Annotated in this window: 15 protein-coding genes; 12 read left to right on the top strand and 3 right to left on the bottom strand. The window is 69.5% G+C overall.

The genetic code is table 11. From position 1 onward, the window contains the following. Positions 1-8 precede the first annotated feature (8 nt). Positions 9-629, bottom strand: coding sequence for a hypothetical protein (locus ACFSGX_RS09380; protein ID WP_380929353.1), 621 nt, complete (start codon positions 627-629; stop codon positions 9-11). Between the two features lie 125 nt (positions 630-754). On the opposite strand from ACFSGX_RS09380, the gene ACFSGX_RS09375 reads away from it, so the two are divergent. Both ACFSGX_RS09375 and ACFSGX_RS09370 read left to right on the top strand, forming a co-directional pair. Next, positions 755-1,441 (top strand): response regulator, encoded by a 687-nt coding sequence (locus ACFSGX_RS09375; protein WP_380929351.1) that lies wholly within the window; start codon positions 755-757, stop codon positions 1,439-1,441. Then, entirely contained in the window at positions 1,438-2,808 is a 1,371-nt protein-coding gene (locus ACFSGX_RS09370; RefSeq protein ID WP_380929350.1) for a sensor histidine kinase, read from the top strand. The genes ACFSGX_RS09375 and ACFSGX_RS09370 overlap by 4 nt, the downstream gene beginning before the upstream one ends. Positions 2,809-3,250: 442 nt before the next feature. Here ACFSGX_RS09370 and ACFSGX_RS09365 read toward each other — a convergent pair whose 3' ends face one another. Then, positions 3,251-3,619 carry a phasin family protein gene (locus tag ACFSGX_RS09365; protein WP_380929349.1) on the bottom strand — a complete coding sequence of 123 codons (369 nt, stop codon included), beginning with the start codon at positions 3,617-3,619 and terminating at the stop codon, positions 3,251-3,253. A gap of 224 nt (positions 3,620-3,843) precedes the next feature. Here ACFSGX_RS09365 and zwf point away from each other — a divergent pair, with 224 nt between their 5' ends. From zwf to eda, 4 genes are read left to right on the top strand one after another with little or no spacing between them, the layout of a single operon-like run. After that, positions 3,844-5,304, top strand: coding sequence for a glucose-6-phosphate dehydrogenase (gene zwf / locus ACFSGX_RS09360; RefSeq protein ID WP_380929347.1), 1,461 nt, complete (start codon positions 3,844-3,846; stop codon positions 5,302-5,304). Beyond that, entirely contained in the window at positions 5,297-7,120 is a 1,824-nt protein-coding gene (gene edd / locus ACFSGX_RS09355; protein ID WP_380929345.1) for a phosphogluconate dehydratase, read from the top strand. Before zwf ends, edd begins: the two co-directional genes overlap by 8 nt. Then, on the top strand, positions 7,120-8,088 hold the full coding sequence (gene glk / locus ACFSGX_RS09350; RefSeq protein WP_380929343.1) for a glucokinase: 969 nt from the start codon (positions 7,120-7,122) through the stop codon (positions 8,086-8,088). Before edd ends, glk begins: the two co-directional genes overlap by 1 nt. Continuing rightward, complete coding sequence (gene eda / locus ACFSGX_RS09345) at positions 8,085-8,699, top strand: bifunctional 4-hydroxy-2-oxoglutarate aldolase/2-dehydro-3-deoxy-phosphogluconate aldolase (RefSeq protein ID WP_380929341.1); 615 nt, start codon at positions 8,085-8,087, stop codon at positions 8,697-8,699. The genes glk and eda overlap by 4 nt, the downstream gene beginning before the upstream one ends. A 90-nt stretch (positions 8,700-8,789) precedes the next feature. On the opposite strand, the gene ACFSGX_RS09340 is transcribed toward eda, so the two are convergent. Beyond that, positions 8,790-10,286, bottom strand: a complete 1,497-nt coding sequence (locus ACFSGX_RS09340) for a phospholipase D-like domain-containing protein (protein WP_380929339.1) — start codon at positions 10,284-10,286, stop codon at positions 8,790-8,792. A gap of 352 nt (positions 10,287-10,638) precedes the next feature. On the opposite strand from ACFSGX_RS09340, the gene ACFSGX_RS09335 reads away from it, so the two are divergent. The 6 genes from ACFSGX_RS09335 to ACFSGX_RS09310 all read left to right on the top strand — a co-directional run bounded on the left by ACFSGX_RS09335 (position 10,639) and on the right by ACFSGX_RS09310 (position 19,476). Beyond that, entirely contained in the window at positions 10,639-11,100 is a 462-nt protein-coding gene (locus ACFSGX_RS09335) for a hypothetical protein (protein ID WP_380929337.1), read from the top strand. Between the two features lie 216 nt (positions 11,101-11,316). Then, positions 11,317-12,213 (top strand): hypothetical protein, encoded by an 897-nt coding sequence (locus ACFSGX_RS09330; RefSeq protein WP_380929335.1) that lies wholly within the window; start codon positions 11,317-11,319, stop codon positions 12,211-12,213. Between the two features lie 11 nt (positions 12,214-12,224). Next, positions 12,225-12,695, top strand: coding sequence for a hypothetical protein (locus tag ACFSGX_RS09325; RefSeq protein WP_380929333.1), 471 nt, complete (start codon positions 12,225-12,227; stop codon positions 12,693-12,695). 49 nt (positions 12,696-12,744) lie between these two features. Then, positions 12,745-13,869 (top strand): hypothetical protein, encoded by a 1,125-nt coding sequence (locus ACFSGX_RS09320; protein WP_380929332.1) that lies wholly within the window; start codon positions 12,745-12,747, stop codon positions 13,867-13,869. A 70-nt stretch (positions 13,870-13,939) separates the two neighbouring features. Then, positions 13,940-18,949: a hypothetical protein gene (locus tag ACFSGX_RS09315; RefSeq protein WP_380929331.1), complete on the top strand. Its 5,010-nt coding sequence runs from the start codon at positions 13,940-13,942 to the stop codon at positions 18,947-18,949. Continuing rightward, positions 18,946-19,476, top strand: a complete 531-nt coding sequence (locus ACFSGX_RS09310; protein WP_380929329.1) for a hypothetical protein — start codon at positions 18,946-18,948, stop codon at positions 19,474-19,476. The genes ACFSGX_RS09315 and ACFSGX_RS09310 overlap by 4 nt, the downstream gene beginning before the upstream one ends. Positions 19,477-19,497: the final 21 nt, after the last annotated feature.

Below are 19,497 nucleotides of genomic sequence, written 5' to 3'. Positions count from 1 at the left end.
GGGCCGGGTCAGCGGACCGTGGTGGGCGCGGCGGCTGGGGTGGCTGGGTTCGCGACGGTCGTGGTCGCCGGCGCGGTCGGCGCCGGTGCTGCGGCGGGCGGTGCGACCATCGCGGTGGCGCCGGGCGGCGGGGGCGGGGGTGCGCGGTCGGGACCGGCCGGGCCGCCGCGTAGGTCGGGACCGCCTGGGCCGCCTGGGCCACCGGGACCGCCCGGACCGTGGGGCGGGGCACCGAGCGGGCCGACCTGACGGACCTTGCCGGCGGCGTCGACCAGGAAGGCGGCGTGGACGGAGCCGTCGTCGAAGCGGCCCTGGACGGTGATCGGCTGGCCGACCGCGAAGCTGCCCGCGTCGGGGCCGGCATCGACCAGCATGCGGCCGGTCGGGTCGGCGACGATGAAGCGGTCGCCGTAGACCTCCGCGATGCGGCCGCGGATCGTGACGATCCCTTCGGTGCCGAGCGCGCGGATCGCGGTGGGGGTCGCGGGCGCCATGGTGGCGGACGGGGTGTAGGCGTTGACGGCCAGTGCGCCGGCCCCGCCGCCGACGGCGAGCAGCACGGCGGCGGTGAGCGCGGTGCGGCCACGGCCGAGGCGCTGGAAGAGTTTCGAGTCGGTGGTCTGTGTCATCGGACTGTTCCTGTACGGTTGCGATGCGACTCGATTTAGCGGAGCCGGGACCACCGACGCTGAACCGCGGCGTTCAGTTTGGGTTTAGTCGGACGGCATAGGCGGGCGGCGAGGAGACTGAGGCGATGCGGATATTGCTGGTCGAGGACGACGCGGTGCTGGCGGACGGGATCGCGCGCGCGTTGCGGGCGGAAAGCTTTGCGGTCGACGTGGCGGACAATGGCGAGGATGGCGGGCATCTGGGGTCGACCGAGCGGTACGATGCGGCGGTGCTCGACCTGGGCCTGCCGCGGCGCGACGGGGTGTCCGTGCTGCGCGACTGGCGGGCGGAGGGGCGCAACCTGCCGGTGCTGATCCTGACCGCGCGCGACGGGTGGTCGGCGAAGGTCGAGGGGTTCAAGGCGGGGGCGGACGATTATCTGGTGAAACCGTTCCGCGTGGAGGAGCTGGTGATGCGGTTGCGGGCGCTGGTGCGGCGGGCGGCGGGGCATGCGTCGGCGCAGATCGTCTGCGGCCCGATCCTGTTCGATGCGCAGATCGGGACGTTCGAGCGCGATGGTTTGCCGCTGAAGCTGACGGCGTTCGAGTGGCGCGTGCTGTCGACGCTGATGCTGCGCAAGGAGGTGGTGGTGGAGCGCGGCGACCTGATCGAGCGGGTGTACGAGGGCGATGCTGACGTCGATTCCAATTCGATCGAGGTGATCATCGGGCGGCTGCGGCGGAAGATTGGGCCGGAAATGATCGAGACGGTGCGTGGTCGGGGATATCGGCTGACTGCGGATGCTGCGGGTGCCGCGGGCTCTGCCGCGTGAGGGTGGTGCCGCGGTCGCTGGTCGGGCGGCTGCTGGCGATCTCGACCGTCGTGACGCTGGCCGCTTTGCTGTTCGCGGGGTTCGCGATCGGTGGGGTGCTGGAACGGTTCGTGATGACCGGGTTCGACCAGCGTCTGGATGCGCAGCTGTCCGTGCTGACGCGTGCTGTGCGGGCGGACGGGACCCTGGATGCGGCGCGCGTGGTCGACCTGCCGCCGTTCGGGGAGGCTGGGTCAGGCTGGTTCTGGCGGATCGACGAGCCAGGTGGTGTGGTGCGGGCGAGTGGGGTCGCGGATGGAGTTGTGCCGACCGCGATGCCGGTGCGGCGGCCTGGGTTTGGGCCTGGACCCGGTGGTCCCGGTGATCGCGACGGGGCGTGGCCGGGGGATGTGCGCACGGCGGGCGGTGCGCTGCATTATCGGCAGGTAGCGCTGGCGACGGCGCGGGGCACGGTGACGGTGACGGCGGGCGGGCCGCGGGCGGTGGTGACGCAGCCGTTGCGTGCGGCGATGACGCCGTTGCTGCTGTCGCTGGGGCTGCTGGGGCTGGCGCTGGCGACGGCGACGATCGTGCAGGTGCGCGTGGGGTTGCGGCCGTTGCGCGGATTGGCGGGGGCGTTGGCGGACGTGCGTGCGGGGCGGCGGCAACAGGTGCCGGACGACCAGCCGACCGAGCTGACGCCGGTGGTGGCGGAACTGAACGCGCTGATCGTGCAGAACGCGGCGGGGCTTGATCATGCACGGCGGCATGTCGCGAACCTGGCGCATGGGCTGAAGACGCCGCTGGCGGCGCTGGGCGTGCGGCTGGCGGAACCGGGGCGTGACCCGGACGGGACGCTGGGCGAAATGGTGGCGCGGATCGATTCGCAGGTGCGGCACCATCTGGGCCGCGCGCGGGCGGTAGCACCGGGGGCTGCGCAGCGGCTGCGGACCGCGCTCGCGCCGGCGGTGGGGGACCTGGTCGCGGTGCTGGAGCGCGTGCATGCGGAGCGGGCCTTGGCGGTGACTGTGTCGGTCGGTTCGGATGTCGCGGTGGCGGTGGATGCGCAGGATCTGTCGGAGATGATCGGCAACCTGCTCGACAATGGCTGGCGGCATGCGGCGGGGCGGCTGGAGGTGACGGCGGAGCGCGCGGGGGCGATGGTGCGGATCGCGATCGAGGATGACGGACCGGGGTTGTCGGGCGCCGCGGCGGAGGAGGCGATGGTGCCGGGGCGGCGGCTGGACGAGCGGGGGGATGGGCATGGGTTCGGGCTGCCGATCACGCGGGAGCTGGCGGAGTTGTATGGGGGGAATTTGGAGCTGGGGCGGGGGGCGTTGGGCGGGGTGCGGGCGGTGTTGGTCTTGCCTGCGCCGGTTGGGGGGTGATTAAGTCGGCCCCCCCGTTTGGTTCGAGCCTGTCGAGAACCCTGCGCAGGGTTCTCGACAGGCTCGAACCAAACGGGGTTGGGGTTGGGGCTCGAGTAGCGGCGTTGCGGTTGCGGTGGTGGCGGCGTCTCGGCTGGGCTCGACGGGTGCCTCGACTTCGTTCGGCATAAGCGGGCTTGGGGGAGCTATTGAAGTTTCTTGCCCACCCTTCTCCGGTGACAGCTTGCTGTGTGACTTCGGGGGCGTTCTCGACAGGCTCGAACCGAACGGGTTTTGGGGTGGTGTTAGACCATCGGCTTTCGAGCGCGACGCTGTTGGCGTCTCGGCTGCGCTCGACGGGTCCCTCGACTTCGCTCGGGATAGGCGGTTCTTTGAATGAGGTAATTTACGTGGAGAAGTACGCCCGCCCGCGCCTTCTCGGCGCAGGCGGGCGCTGCTCACGTCAGTTCTTGTTGCCGCCCATGCCGGGGATGTTCCCCATGCCGGGCATGTTGCCCATGCCGGACATCGCGGTGCGGCCGAAATTGGCGATCATTTCGCCGATTTCCTTGGCCTGTTCCATGTTGCGCGCGCTTTGTTCGCGGACATAGTCGCCCTGGACCTTGAGAACGTCGCCCATCGAGCCGGCAGACGCGGCGGCGCGGAGCGCGGCGAAGGCTTCGCGGACGTTGGTTTCGGCCTGGTCGAGGATCTTGCCGTTCAGTTCCTTCGAGGTTTCGGCCGCCTTGCCGCCGGCTGCCTTCAGCTGATCGGTCGCGTCCTTCATCGATCCGGTCATCGCGTCGGCGGCGTTACGGGCTTGATCGGTCATCATCACTCTCCTGAGCTGTGACGTCGTCCTGCGTGGCGACGTCGGCATTCGTTATAACAGATCAAGAAGCGATGGGCTCCCTCCGCCGTTCGCGGCGAAGCGGCGGGCGGACGCCGTCAACGGGTTCGAACGAGGATGACAAGGTTGTCAACGTCGGGGTAGGAGGCAAATGCCCGCGGCGATGACGGGCGACCGGCATGGCCGGAGACGAGAGGACCGAGACGATGCAGCATCCTTCGGACGCACTGTTGCTGTTCGGCGCGACCGGCGACCTGGCGCAGCGGATGCTGCTGCCGTCGTTGTTCGGGCTGGACGCGGACGGGTTGCTGCCGCCTAGCCTGACCATCGTCGGGACGGCGCGCAGCACGCTGGACGACGAGGGCTATCGCGCGGTCGCGGCGCAGGCGCTGGAAGAGCATATCGACGTCGAGCGGCTGGTGCCCGCCGCGGTGACGCGGTTCCTCGATCGGCTGCGCTACGTACCGGTCGATGCGGCGGACCCGGAACAGTTCGTGGCGCTGGCCGATGCGGTGGGCGACGCCGGCCGGACCGGGCTGTCGATCTTTCTGTCGACCGCGCCGAGCCTGTTCGGCGCGACGATCGCCGGGCTGAGCCATGCCGGGCTGACCGGGCCGGAGGTGCGGCTGGCGCTGGAGAAGCCGCTGGGCGCGGACCTGGCGTCGAGCCGGGTGATCAACGATGCGGTCGCGGCGGTGTTTCCGGAGGAGCGGACGTTCCGGATCGACCATTATCTGGGCAAGGAGACGGTGCAGAACCTGCTCGCGCTGCGCTTTGCCAACACGCTGTTCGAGCCGTTGTGGAACGCGACGGGCATCGACCATGTCCAGATCACGGTCGCCGAGACGGTCGGGCTGGAGGGCCGGACCGGCTATTTCGACGGGTCCGGCAGCCTGCGCGACATGCTGCAGAACCATATGCTCCAGCTGCTCGCGCTGGTGGCGATGGAGCCGCCCGCGCAGTTCGACGCGACCGCGATCCGCGATGAAAAGGTGAAGGTGCTGCGCTCGCTGCGCCGGATCGATGCGGTCGATGCGGCGCGCAACAGCGTGATCGGGCAATATGGCGAGGGTGCGGTCGCCGGGCAGCCGGTGGCGGGATATGCGACCGAGCTGGGCCGGCAATCGTCGACCGAGACGTTCGTGGCGATCAAGGCGCATGTCGACAACTGGCGCTGGGCCGGGGTGCCGTTCTACATGCGGACCGGCAAGCGGATGCCGTCGCGCCATTCGGAAATTGTGATCCAGTTCAAGCCGGTGCCGCATTCGATCTTCGCCACCAAGGGCGCCGTGACGCAGCCGAACCGGTTGGTCATCCGGTTGCAACCCGCGGAGAATATCCGCCTGACGATGATGACGAAGGTGCCGGGGCTGGACCGCGACGGGATCCGGTTGCGCGAGGTGCCGCTGGATATCGGAATGGCCAATGCCTTTGCCGATACGCGCCGGCGGATCGCGTATGAGCGGCTGATGCTCGACCTGATCGAGGGCGACCCGACTTTGTTCGTGCGGCGCGACGAGGTGGAGGCGCAGTGGGAGTGGATCGACGGGATCCGCGCCGGCTGGGGCGCCAACGGGATGGAGCCGAAACCCTATGCGGCGGGGACATGGGGGCCATCGGCGGCGATCGCGCTGACCGAGCGGGACGGGGTGAGCTGGAATGACTGAGATCGCAACCGTCGTCGCCGCCGTCACGGAGCGGATCATCGAACGATCGCGGGAGGGGCGGACCGCCTATCTCGACCAGATCGCGCGCGCGCGGGACCATGGCGTGGATCGCAGCCGGATGGGCTGCGGCAACCTGGCGCACGGCTTTGCGGCGAGCGGCGAGGACAAGGCGGTGATCCGCGCGGGCGGGGCGATGAACATCGGGATCGTCACCGCGTACAACGACATGCTGTCGGCGCATCAGCCGTACCACCGCTACCCCGAACAGATGAAGCTGTTCGCGCGCGAGGTGGGTGCCACGGCGCAGGTGGCGGGCGCGGTGCCGGCGATGTGCGACGGCGTGACGCAGGGTCAGGCGGGCATGGAGCTGTCGCTGTTCAGCCGCGATACGATCGCGATGTCGACCGCGATCGGCCTCAGCCACGGGATGTTCGAGGGCGCGGCGCTGCTCGGCATCTGCGACAAGATCGTGCCGGGGCTGCTGATGGGCGCGCTCCGGTTCGGGCATTTGCCGACCGTGCTGGTGCCGGCCGGGCCGATGCCGTCGGGGCTGGCGAACAAAGAGAAGCAGCGCGTCCGGCAGCTCTATGCCGAGGGCAAGGTTGGGCGCGCCGAGCTGCTGGAGGCGGAGTCGGCCAGCTATCACGGCGCGGGGACCTGCACCTTCTACGGTACGGCCAACAGCAACCAGATGATGATGGAGGTGATGGGCCTGCACGTGCCGGGCGCGGCTTTCGTCAATCCGGGGACGCGGCTGCGCACCGAACTGACGCGGGCGGCGACGCAGCGTGTGGCGGCGATTGGCTGGGACGGGAACGATTACCGGCCGCTCGGGCATTGCGTGGACGAGAAAGCGATCGTGAACGCGGTGGTCGGGCTGCTCGCGACGGGTGGGTCGACCAACCATGCGATCCACATTCCGGCGATCGCGCGGGCGGCGGGGATCGTCATCGACTGGGAGGATATCGACCGGCTGTCGGCGGTCGTGCCGCTGATCGCGCGGGTCTATCCGAACGGATCGGGCGACGTGAACCATTTTCAGGCGGCGGGCGGGATGGCCTATGTGATCCGCACGCTGATCGACCACGGGCTGCTGCATGCCGACATCCTGACGATCGCGGAGGGGGGCCTGGAGGCCTATGCGCGCGATCCGTTGCTGGTCGACGATGGGCTGACCTGGGTCGACGGGCCGGCCGAGCCGCTCGACCGCACGATGTTGCGGCCGGTGTCCGATCCGTTCCTGCCCGATGGCGGCATGCGGCTGGTGCAGGGCAATCTAGGCCGGGCGACGATGAAGACGAGTGCGGTCGACCCGGAACGCTGGACGATCGAGGCGCCGGCGCGGGTGTTCACCGATCAGGATGCGGTGCTGGAGGCGTTCAAGGCCGGCACGCTGACCGGCGATCTGGTGCTGGTGATGCGGTTCCAGGGGCCGCGCGCGAACGGGATGCCGGAACTGCACAAGCTGACGACGCCGCTCGGCATCCTGCAGGATCGCGGGTTCCGGGTGGCGCTGGTCACCGACGGGCGGATGTCGGGCGCGTCGGGCAAGGTTCCGGCGGCGATCCACGTGTCGCCCGAGGCGCTGGCGGGCGGGCCGCTGGCGCGCGTGCAGGACGGCGACCTGATCCGCGTGTCGGGTGATCGCGGAACGCTGGACGTGCTGGTCGATGCGGAGACATGGGCGGCCAGGGTGGATGCGTCGCCGCCGCCGGCACCGATCGGCACGGGGCGCGAACTGTTCGCGTTCATGCGCCACGGTGCGGACGAGGCGGAACGCGGCGCATCGGCCATGCTGGCCGCAGGAGGATTGTAATGGAAATCGTCGCCGTCGACATCGGCGGAACCCACGCACGCTTCGCGATTGCCGAGGTGAGCGGCGGGCGCGTGCAGTCGCTGGGTGAACCGGTGACGCTGAAGACCGCGGAACATGGCAGTCTGCGGCTGGCGTGGGAGGCTGCGGGCGAGGAAATGCGCCGGCCGATCCCGCGCGCGGCGGGCATCGCGGTCGCCACGCCGATCGGCGGCGAGGTGCTGAAGCTGACCAACAATCCCTGGGTGATCCGCCCGGCGCTGATCAAGTCGCGGCTGGGGGTGGACGACTATGTCCTGGTCAATGATTTCGAGGCGGTGGCGCATGCCGTGGCGCAGGTGGGCGAGGGTGATTTGCGCCATCTGTGTGGTCCGAATGTGGGGTTGCCCGAGACGGGGATGATCACGATCGTCGGGCCGGGGACCGGGCTGGGCGTCGCGCATCTGCTGCGGACCGCGAGCGGTTATCAGGTGCTGCCGTGCGAGGGCGGGCATGTCGATTTCGCGCCGTTGGATGCGCTGGAGGACCGCATGCTGGCGGCGCTGCGCAAGCAGTATCGCCGCGTGTCGATCGAACGGATCGTGTCGGGACCGGGGCTGGTCAATATCTACGAAGCGTTGCCCGATCCGCATGGGACCGCGAAACATTATCGCGACGATAAGATGCTGTGGGCCGCTGCACTGGACGGCAGCGACAGCCGGGCGGCGGCGGCACTCGATCGGTTCTGCCTGAGCCTGGGTGCGGTGTCGGGCGATCTGGCGCTGGCGCACGGCGCGCATGCGGTGGTGATCGCGGGCGGTCTGGGCCTGCGGATCGCGGATCATCTGCCGACGTCTGGCTTTGCCGAGCGGTTCGTCGCAAAAGGGCGGTTCGAGCGGATCATGTCGGCGATGCCGGTCAAGTTCATCACCCATCCGCAGCCGGGCCTGTTCGGGGCGGCGGCTGCCTTTGCAGGAGCGTACCCGGCATGAAATCCGTCGAAAAGGTCATGCGGGCGGCCCCCGTGATCCCGGTGCTGGTGATCGAGGATGCGGCCCACGCCCGCCCGATCGCGGAGGCGCTGGTCGCCGGCGGCCTGCCGGTGCTGGAGGTGACGTTGCGCACCGAGAGCGCGCTGGAGGTGATCCGTGAGATGGCGAAGGTCGAGGGCGCGATCGTGGGTGCGGGCACCGTGCTGAACGCGGACGACCTGGCGCGCGCGCAGGATGCGGGGGCGACGTTCATCGTGTCGCCGGGGCTGACGAAGAAGCTGGCGAAGGCGGCGGATGCGGCGGACATCGCGTTCCTGCCGGGCGTGGCGAATGCGAGCGACATCATGCTCGGGCTGGATCTTGGGTTGCGGCATTTCAAGTTCTTCCCTGCGGTGGCCAATGGCGGCATTCCGGCACTCAAGAGCCTGCTCGGGCCGTTCGGGAAGATCGCGATCTGTCCCACGGGGGGCGTGACGCAGGCGACTGCGGCGGAGTGGCTGGCCATCCCGCAGGTGTTGTGTGTGGGTGGGTCCTGGCTGGTGCCGGCTGGCGATCTGGATGCTGACGCTGTGCGGGCGGCGGCTGAGGCTGCGGCTGCGTTGGTGCGCTGAGGGTTTGGCGTTGTGCCCCGGCGGAGGCCGGGGCCTAGGTGAAGCGGTTGCGTCTAGGCCCCGGCCTTCGCCGGGGAACTGGGCGGGGTTTTAGCGCCCGCGCCGTTCGCGCCTAGCCGCGCGCCACGCGTGGGCGCGGCGGAAGAGGCCGCGTTTGGAGAGGCCTTCGAACATTTCACCGGGGCCTTCGGGGTCGAGGATCTCGTTGTCGGCGAGCCATTTCTCCACGGTGCCGAGGTCGGGCGTCTCGTAGGGGCGGAGCGAGCGACCGGGGCCGCGGAGGGCCTCGATCGTGGCGATGAGCGATCCGGTCGCCTGGATATGGTCGGCGACCTTATCCTGTTCGGCACCCAGATGCTCGGCGATCAGCGAGTTGCGGATCGCGCCGATCCGGGCGCGGCGCGGATCTTCCTCGTCCGCGCGCAGATCGACCGCGACGTCGCATTCGGTGTCGAGTCGGAGCGAGCGGTTGTTCATGTTGGACGAGCCGACGCGGATCATGTGTTCGTCGACGATCATCACCTTGGCGTGGACGTAGATCGCCTCGCCGTCGCGCGTGAAGGGGTGGTAGATCCGGAACCGCTGGTGCGGATCGAGCTTGCGCATCGCCTCGACCAGCCGCGAGCGGGCGGTGTCCATCGCGATCGGTTCGAGCCAGCCATTGGCGGTCAGCGGATTGACCAGCACGATCTCGGGACCGTCGGGCTCCTGCAGGCGCTTCACGATCGCCTCGGCGATGCGGCGCGACGCGAAATACTGGCTTTCGGCATAGATGTGCCGGCGCGCGGCCGCGATCATGTCGAGATAGAGCTGCTCGATCTCGTGGACCGGTTCGAGGTCGGGCATGTCGGGATGGGTGCGCGCGATGGCGACCGGCACGTCGCGGAAATCGGGGTCGAGCGAGTCCGGCCAGCAATCGACGCCGCCCATGACCGCGTCGACCTTCATGCCCCCGGCCAGCATCCAGCGGTGGCGGACCATGTCGCCGAAGCGTTGCGTGATCGGGCCGGACATCGCGCTGGTCGCGTCGTGCCAGGGCGGGTGCGGCGTGCCGTTGGGGCGGACGCGGAACGGATTGCCGTCGGCATGGTGGCGGTCGTCCCAGCGGTCCGACGTCATGTCGATGCCGCCGCAGAAGGCGAACATGTCGTCGATCACGACGATCTTCTGGTGATGCGACGCGCCGGTCGGGTGCTTGCCGTCGAGCTTGGTATGGATGCGCGGGTGGCGCATCCAGCGGAGCAGCGTGAAGATCGTGCGGCCGCGGAACAGCGACTTGATCGCGCCCATGTCCCAGCGGAGGAGAAAGACTTCAAGTGTCGGCTTGCGTTCGACGAGCCAGAGGATGAACTCGCCGACCGTCTCGGGCTCGCCGGGTTCGAGCGGTTCGCCGCGCAGTTTGATGCGGGCGTCGAAATCCCAGCCGACGAGCATGATGCGGCGTTCGGCCTTCATCATCGCTTCGCGCGCGCGCCGGAAATAGTTGGCGGCGTCGATCACGACGGCGAACCGATCGGCCTGGTCGACGCACCAGCTGTTGTGGCCGGGGCGGAAGAAATCCGGGGTGGCTGGATCGGGATCGCTCATTCCCGGTCTTTTGACGACTGGCGCGCGGACGGCAAGCCGCGTGAGCGAGAAACCGCAGAATCCGCGCCGCTGCCGGTGCGACGAACATCGTGATTCGGGGAGCCGGTAAGAAACGGACCTGTGAGGAGCGACCAAAGTCGAAAACATCCATCGACCGGAATCAAATGGTTTTGACTGGTTCCATGAAATGCGCGCGCCGCGGTCAGTAGATCATAGACGTTGGTCTAAACGCGATCGGCAACAGTTTGATACGTTCCGAATAATCTGATCAATATGGTTCAATTGTTCGGGCGGGGGTTTCGACGATGTGTGAATTGGTAAATGTAGCGTTAGTCCTGTTCGGTCGGGGGCTATGTTAAAGACGGGACTCGTCCAGCAGAAGGTCCGCGACCTTTCGTGTGAATTGCGCGAGCTGGCCGACGAACTGGAGGCGCGTGCCGACCGGATCGCGGCAGTGCCGAGCGTGGTGGACGAACCGGTCGCGCAGGGGGACATCCTGATGCGGTGCCGGGAACTGCGCGAGCATCGCCGGCGCAGACGCGCGTTTTTCCCGGCCGAACTGTTCCACGAGCCGGCCTGGGACATGCTGCTGACGCTGTATGTCGCGCGGGCGGAGCGCCGGACGATGCACGTGAAGACGCTGGTGTCCGCCGCGGATGCGCCGATCACAACGTCGCAGCGCTGGATCGAGCAGCTGGCACGGCTGGAACTGGTCGTCCGGACCGACGATGTCGGCGACCGGCGCCGGGTGGAGGTCGCGCTGAGCGACAAGGCGGCCGCGGCGATCGAGCGCTATCTGGCGGATCAAGCGTAGGTTCGACGACCATCAGGTGTAGCGGAAGGTCGCAATGTCGAACCGGATCGGTGTAAACACCGCTTCGGTTCTTTAGTTCCCGATTAATCACGCAATCGCATTTTCCTCCTGCGCCGCGACGGCGCCGGGGGCAATTTTCTGCGACAGGACGGGGGATCGGGCGGTTTTCGCACGCGGTATCGCGGTGTCCGGCGCGTCTGCGTCGGGATCGCGGCGATGCTCGGGCTAAGCCAGCCGTCGGTCGCCGCTGCGCAGGGCGGGACCGGCGCTGGCGTCGTCATCCGCAACGTCGCCGACGCCGAGTATGTCGCGGGCGAGCAGTCCCTGGCCACGCGCAGCAACGAGGCGGCCACCACGATCGACGAGCGGCTGGACGTGGCGCTGGCCGCGCGGCCCGACATCGCGGCGGCGGACCCGGCGCATGTGCCGTTCCTGCTGATCAACCGCGGCAACGGGCGCGAGGCGTTCGTGCTGAGCGTGCCGGTGGTCCCCGCCGGGCGGCGGTTTGTGGCGATCGCGCGCGACGCGGACGGCGACGGCAGACCCGACGAGGGCGGCATCGTGGACGGCGGCGCGACCGCGCCGATCGCGGCGGGCGGCACCGCGGCGTTCGTGGTGATCCTGTCGGCCAATGCGGGCAGCGACGCGACGGCGGACGGCAACGTCACGATCGAAGCGCGCACGGCGACCGGGGCGGACGCGCCCGGCACGGTGTTCGCGGGCGCAGGCGATGGCGGTGCGGATGCAGTGGTCGGCCAGACGGGCGGAAGCGCGTCGCTGATCCAACCGGTGCTGACGGCGGCGGTGGTCGAGGGTTCGATCGAGAAGAGCCAGATTGTTCGCGCGCCGGACGGATCGGCGCGCGGCGTGCCGGGCGCGGTCGTCACCTACACGCTGCGCGCGCGGGTGGGCGTGGGCGCGACGGCGGCGCGGGTCGACGATCCGGTGCCGGCCGGCACGCGCTACGTCCCCGGCAGCCTGCGGCTCGACGATGTCGCGATCAGCGACGCGGACGACGGCGATCCGGGCGGGTGCGACGGCACGCGCGTCACCGTCGCGCTGCCGACCGCCGGCGGCGCCCGCACCATCAGTTTCCAGGTCATCATCCAGTGAGGAACAGCAACATGTACATCGTGAAATTCGCGACCCTGGCGCTTGTCGCCATGATGGCCAGTGCGGCCGTGGCGGCCCCGCCGCTGGAGATCACCAGCCGGATGCTGGTGGAGAAGCGCGTGGCGGCCCCAGACGGCACGACGCGCGTCGACATGGTCACGCCGCAGAAGGTCATCCCGGGCGACCGGGTCACGTTCGTCGTGGCGTATCGCAACACCAGCGGCCGGCCGCTCGACGATGTCGTGCTGGCCAACCCGGTGCCCAAGGGCATCGCGTTCCGCGGCGTGGCGCCCGGTACGCCGGCCCCCGAAGTGTCGCTGGACGGCAAGACGTTCGCACCGCTGCCGACGCTGCGCACCGCGGCGTCGGGCGGCGGGATGCGCCCCGCGACGCCGGACGACGTCGTCGCCGTCCGCTGGCGGCTGACGCCGGTCGCGGCGGGGGCATCCGGCCAGTTCGCTTTCCAGGGCGTGCTGCGCTGACGCGCCGCACCCGACCATCCTTTTACCACCGAAGCCGAGGAACGAGACGATGAGCAAGACAGGGGCGAGACGACTGCTGATGACGGGGGCCGCGATGGCGGCCATGGCGGGCGGGGGGACCGCGGTGGCCGCACCGACGACCGCCGGGACGATCATCACCAACCAGGCGACGGCGACCTACACCGTCAACAACAACACGGTGAACGCACAATCGGACGTTGCGCAGTTCGTGGTCGATCGCAAGGTCGCGTTCACCACCGTATCGGCGCAGGCGACCACCACGAAGGTGGCGGTCAACGATCCGAACGTGGTGACCAGCTTCACCATCACCAACATCACCAACGGGACGCAGGATTTCCTGCTGACCCCGGACCAGACGACGCTGTCGACCGGCATCCTGCCCGGTTCGGACAATTTCGACGTCAGCAACCTGCGCGTGTTCGTCGATTCCAACGCCAACGGGCAATATGATGCCGATCTGGACCGCGCGACGTACATCGACGAACTGGCACCCGATACGTCGATCACGGTGTTCATCGTCGCCGACGTCGGTTCGCCGCCGAACAATCCGTATCTGGCGTTCGTGTCGCTGCAGGCCGTCGTCGCGGCCGGCGGAGGCGTGAACGCGGTCGGCGAACGGCTGGTGTCGACCGACCTGGACCTGCTGAACCGTGAAGGGGTGGAAGACATCGTCTTTGCCGACAACGATTCGGACGGCCTCGGGCTGGGCGATCTGCCTCGCAACGGCCAGGGTCGTGCATCGGCGGCGTACGAGATCGCGACGCGGGCCGTCGCGCTGACCGTGACGAAGACCGCGCGGATCGTGTCGGACGGCGTGAACCTGCTGACGCCGGCGCGCGCGCTGCCCGGTGCGATCGTGGAATATTGCCTGGTCGTCAACAACGGGACCGCGCTGACGCCCGCGACGTCGGTGGTGCTGAAGGACAAGATCCCCGACAACACGACCTATGTTCCGGGATCGATCACGGTCGGCGGGCTGGGCACGGGCAATGTCTGCGTCCTGAACGGGTTCCCGCAGAACGACGACGGGTCGAACACGGTCGGGCCGTATACCGGTGCGTTCGATGCCGCGAACGGGGAGGTGCGGGCGACAATCCCGTTGCTCCTCGGCCTGACGTCTTTGTCGGCCAGCTTCCGCGTGACGATCAACTAGGCCCGGCCCCGCGATTGGAAGGAACGAGCGATCCGGCGCGGGCCAGCCCCGCGCCGGACAGCGCCCCAATATGCCCATCCTGTTCCGCCTCCTGCGCCTGTGCGCGATCCTGCTATGTGCCGTCGCGGGCGTTGCCCCGGCGCAGCCCGTGGCGCGGATCAGCAATGTCGCGACCCTGAGCTATGTTCGGGGCGGGCAGACGCGGGTTTTGACATCCAACAGCGTCGGCCTGGACGTCGTGCGGATCAAGCAGCCGACGACGCTGAGTTTCCGCCTGCCGCCGCCGGACCGGCCGATCGCGGCCGCCACTTGCGACGCCGCCGCAGCGATGATGATCGCGCCGCCGATCGATGCCGACACGCTGGCCGTCGCCACGCGCATGAAGACGGTCGACCTGCTGTCCCCCTATATCGTGGTGGTGGAGGCCGCGGCCGAGAATCGCGACCCCGCCGCACGCGAAACCGTGGCCGTCACGGTCGAGATCGGTGCCGCCAGCCGGAAGATCATGGTGCGCGAGACCGCGGCGGGCAGCGGCGTGTTCGCCGGCCTGGTGCCCGCACCGCGCACCGACGCCGCGCGTGCCGCCTGCGAACCCGCGCCCGGCCGCGGCGACACCGCGACGTTCCGGTTCGTGGAGACCGCCGACAGCGCGGGCGTGGCGATCGACCTGCTGATCGATCCGGCTGGATATGTGTTCGATTCGCGCACCGGTGTGCCGGTCGATGGCGCGACGGTCTCGCTGGTCGATGCGCAGGGCGCGCCCGCCACGGTGTTCGGCGATGACGGCGTCAGTCCCTATCCCGCAACCGTGGTGACCGGTGCCGCGGTGACCGATGCCGGCGGGCGGGTCTATCCGGGCGTGGCCGGGCGATACCGCTTTCCGCTGTCCCCGCCGGGCACGTACCGGTTGCGCATCACGCCGCCCGAACCGTATCGCGCGCCGTCCACGATCGACCGGGCGCAGCTGGCGCAGGTGCGCGATCCGTCCGGCGCGCGGTATATCCTGAACCCGGCCAGTTTCGGCGGGGAACTGGTGCTGGCCGGCACCGCGCCATTCTATTCCGATATACCGGTCGATCGCGATGCGGGTGGCACGCTGCTGCTGTCGAAGCAGGCATCGGTGCGGCAGGCATCGCCCGGCGATTTCGTGCAGTACCGGCTGCAGCTGGCCAATCGCGGCGAGGCAGCGGCGGCGGGCGTGCGGGTGACCGACGACCTGCCCGTCGGGCTGCGTTACGAAACCGGATCGACGCACGGCGTGGGCGAACCGACGCTGTCGCGCAATGGCCGGACGCTGACCTTTGCCGTGCCGCGGCTGGCGGCGGGGGCGACCGCGGACTTCCGCTACGTCGTGACGATCGCGCCAGGCGCGCCGGTGGGCGAGGCGCTGAACCGGGCGCGCGCGACCGGCGACGGTGCGGTGGGCAGTAACGAGGCGGCAGCGTCGGTCCGCGTGCAGGCGCTGCTGTTCAGCGACGCGATGACGATCATCGGGCGGGTGACGGAGGGGGCATGCAACGACCCGGCCAGCCGCCGGCGCGGCGTGCCCGGCGTGCGGTTGTTGATGGAGGACGGGACATTCGTGGTTACCGACCGCGACGGCCTGTATCATTTCGAAGGGGTGCGCGCGGGGCGGCATGTCGTGCAGATCGACCGGGCCGGCCTGCCCGCGACGCATGAACCGGTGGCGTGCGACGTGGACACGCGCCAGGCGGGGAACGCGATCTCGCGGTTCATCGAGGGGACCGGCGGCCTGCTGAAGCGTGTCGATTTCCAGCTGCGCCCGACGGGCAAGGCGGCCGCGCCGGTGGACGTCCTGCCGGTCGCGATCGCCGACGATGCGACCGCGGCGGGCAACCGCGACTGGATGGCGGGGCAGACGGCGGGCGTCGAATGGCTGTTCCCGCTGGTTGATCACAACCCGCGCGCACCGGCGCAGCGCGTCGTCATCAAGCATGCGCCCGGCCAACGCGTCGCGCTGACGCTGAACGGTGCGCAGGTCGATCCGCTGAGTTTCGACGGGACCGACCGCGACGATCCGCGCGGGGTCGCGATCTCGCGCTGGACCGGGTTGCCGCTGAACGCCGGCGAGAACCGGCTGGCGGCGCGCGTGCTGAACGCGGACGGCAGCGTGGCGCAGACGCTGGAACGCAGCGTGCATTATGCCGGTGCGCCGGCACGGGCGGTGTTCGATCCGGCGGTCAGCCGGCTGATGGCGGACGGCGTGACCCGGCCGCTGATCGCGGTGCGTGTGACCGATGCGGCGGGCCGGCCGGTGCGCGCGGGCACGGCGGTGCCGTTCCGGATCGAGGCGCCGTACACCGCCGCGGTCGACGTGGCGCTGGAACAGGGGCGCCAGCAGACCGACCGTCCGGCGGAGGAGACCGTGGCGCGCGTCGTGGGCGATGCCGGCATCGCGTTCATCGCGCTCCAACCGACGACGCAGGCGGGGGCGGTCCGCGCGGTCGTGACGCTGACCGAGGATCGCACGGTGCGGACCAGCGAGATCCGCAGCTGGCTGACCGCCGCGGCGCGCGACTGGGTGGTGGTGGGGTTCGGATCGGGCAGTGCGGGCTACGACATGCTGAAGCGGCGCGCGACGGCGTTGCCGCGCGGCGACCGCAACAAAGTCGTGACCGACGGGCAACTGGCTTTCTATGCCAAGGGGCGGGTCCACGGATCGTGGCTGCTGACGATCGCCTATGACAGCGACCGGAAATATGACCCGGACCGCGGGCTGCTCGGGACGATCGATCCGGATCGATACTACACGGTGTACGGCGACGCGACGCAGCAGAGTTATGACGCGGCGACGCGGCGCAAGCTGTACCTGCGGCTGGAACGGCGCGAATTCTACGCGCTGTTCGGTGATTTCGAGAGCGGGTTCAACGAGACGCAGCTGACCCGGTACAGCCGGACGCTGAACGGCGTGAAGGCCGCTTATGAAGGACCGCGGGTGCGGGCGAGCGGTTTTGCGGCGCAGACCGACACGCTCTACACGCGCGACGAGATCCGCGGGAACGGCCTGTCGGGGCCGTACCGGCTGTCGGGCCGGCGGATCGTGCCGAACAGCGACAAGCTGCGTATCGAGACGCGCGACCGGTTCCGGTCGGAACGGATCCTGTCGAGCGAGTCGCTGACCCGCCACATCGATTACGATATCGACGCGACGCTGGGCACGGTGCGGTTTCGCCAGCCGATCCTGGGGCGCGACGCGGCGTTGAACCCGATCTTCATCGTGGCGGATTACGAGGTCGAGGGCGGGCGCGGGCGGAAGCTGGCAGCCGCCGGGCGTCTGGCTACGCGCATCGCGGACGGCAAGCTGGAGCTGGGCGCCAGCGTGATCCGCGACGAGACGGTCGGCGTGTCGACGGTCGCCGGGGTGGACGCGAAGGCGCGGCTGGCGCCCGGCACCGAACTGCGCGGCGAATATGCGCAGGGTGGGCGCGGCGGGCTGGACACGGGCAAGTCGTTCCTCGCGGAGGTGGAGCATCATTCCAAGTCGATCGACGCGCTGGGCTATGTCCGCCAACAGGATGCGGCGTTCGGCGTGGGGCAGCAGAACCTGGTCGAGGCGGGCACCCGAAAATACGGGCTGGACGGTCGGCTGGGCATCACCGACCGGCTGAGCCTGACGGGCACGGGCTGGAGCCAGACGCAGCTGACCGAACCGGGCAGCCGGACGGCGGGCGAGGCGCGGCTGGAATATCGCCGCGATACGGGCACGGTGTTCGTCGGCGGGCAGATCGCGATGGACCGCGGGATCGACGGCATAAAGCGCGACAGCCGGTTGCTGACGCTGGGCGGCAGCCAGTCGCTGTTCGGCGAGACGCTGGTGCTGAGCGGGCAGACGCAGGTCGCGCCGGGCGGCAGCAAGGGCAGCGTGGACTTTCCGGTGCGCCACCAGATCACAGCGGCCTACCGCGTCCGCCCCGGGATCCGGCTGATCGGCGGATATGAGATCGCCGACGGGACGGACTATGTCGCGCACACGACGCAGGCGGGGTTCGATGTCGCGCCGTGGAAGGGTGGCAAGTTTTCCGCGACCGCCAACCAGCAGGCGATCGGCGAGAACGGGGAACGCACGTTCGCGCAATATGGGCTGAACCAGTCGCTGCCGATCGGCAAGCACTGGACGGTCGACGCGACGCTGGACGCGAGCAGCACGATCCGCGGACGGGTGCCCGAAGGCGCGGTGATCAACGCGTTCCAGCCCGTCGCGTCGGGCGGCGTGCCGGGCGGCGGTTCGACGACGGGCGGGACGGTCACGTCGGGACAGGGCGGCGGCGACTATACCGCCGTGACGCTGGGCGCGGCGTTCCGTGCGAACCGCTGGTCGTGGAACGGGCGGGCGGAATATCGCGACGGGTTCGAGCAGCGGCTGGGCCTGACGAGCAGTGTGCTGCGGACGCTGGGGCAGGGGCAGACGCTGGCATCGGGGATCAAGGCGTACCGGGTGCGTTCGCGGTCCGGCGCGATCGCCGCCTATGCCGCGGTCGATGTCGCGTTGGCGCTGCGTCCGCTGGACCGGAACTGGTCGGTGCTGGAGCGGCTGGAGCTGCGGATGGAGCGGGCGGACGGTGGGTTCACCGACGACAATGCGCTGGGCGTGCCGGCCTATGGCGGCGGGGACCAGGTGACGACGCGGGTGATCAACAATGTCGCGCTGAATTACCGGACGGGGGCGGAGGGCCGCGGGCACGGGTTCGAAGGCACGCTGTATCACGGGGCGAAATATGTCCGCGGGCGGTTCGCGCAGGATGCCTATGACGGGTTCATCCAGGTCGTCGGGTTCGAGCTGCGCCGCGATATCGGGACGCGGTTCGACATCGGGCTGCAGGGTTCCGTGCAGCATGCCCTGACGCGCAACGTGGTGGCGTTCGCGGGCGGGCCGACGGTGGGGGTGTCGCCCGCGACGGACATGTGGGTGACCGTCGGATATAATGTGGCGGGGTACCGCGACCGCGATTTCGAGGCGGACCGCTACACGCGGCAGGGGCCTTATGTGACGATGCGGATGAAGTTCGATCAGACGACGCTCAGCCGGGTCGGCGGCGCGCGTGGCGGGGTGACGCGGTGACCGGGCGGGCGACACTGGCCGCGGTTGGCACGGTGCTGGCGATGTTGGCTGGCCCGGCGACGGCGAGCCCGCTGACGTTCGCGCGCGGGGTGCGGATCGTCACGCCGCCGACCAACGGGCTGGCCCCGCGGATCCTTCCTGGCACACAGGTCGATTACGAGATCAACGTGACGAACCAGCTGGACCTGTTCGTGTCGGGCGCGCGGGGCGTGACGATCGAGGAGACGGTGTCGGCCAAGACGCGGATGCAGGTGACCTCGCTCGGCACGAACGGCAGCCCGGTCCAGTTCGAGGACGGCAGCCTGCTGGGCACCGGGCTGCTCGGCAGCGGTGCGACGTTCGGCTTCGTCAGCCTGGCGAGCGAGACCGACGGGCTGGAATTCACCAATGGGACGGCATGGGGCTATATCCCGCGGCCCGACGCGGACGGTTATGACCCGGCGGTGCGCGGGTTCCGCGTGAAGCTGGGCGGGACGCATATCGCAGGACGGACGTTTCGCCTCCGCTATCGGGTTCTGATACCGTGACCCCCTGACGGGGAGGATCGC

Origin of the sequence: Sphingomonas arantia (assembly GCF_042682045.1) — a bacterium.
Taxonomy (GTDB): Bacteria; Pseudomonadota; Alphaproteobacteria; order Sphingomonadales; family Sphingomonadaceae; genus Sphingomonas_R; species Sphingomonas_R arantia.
This window is presented reverse-complemented; position numbering and strand designations above follow the sequence as displayed.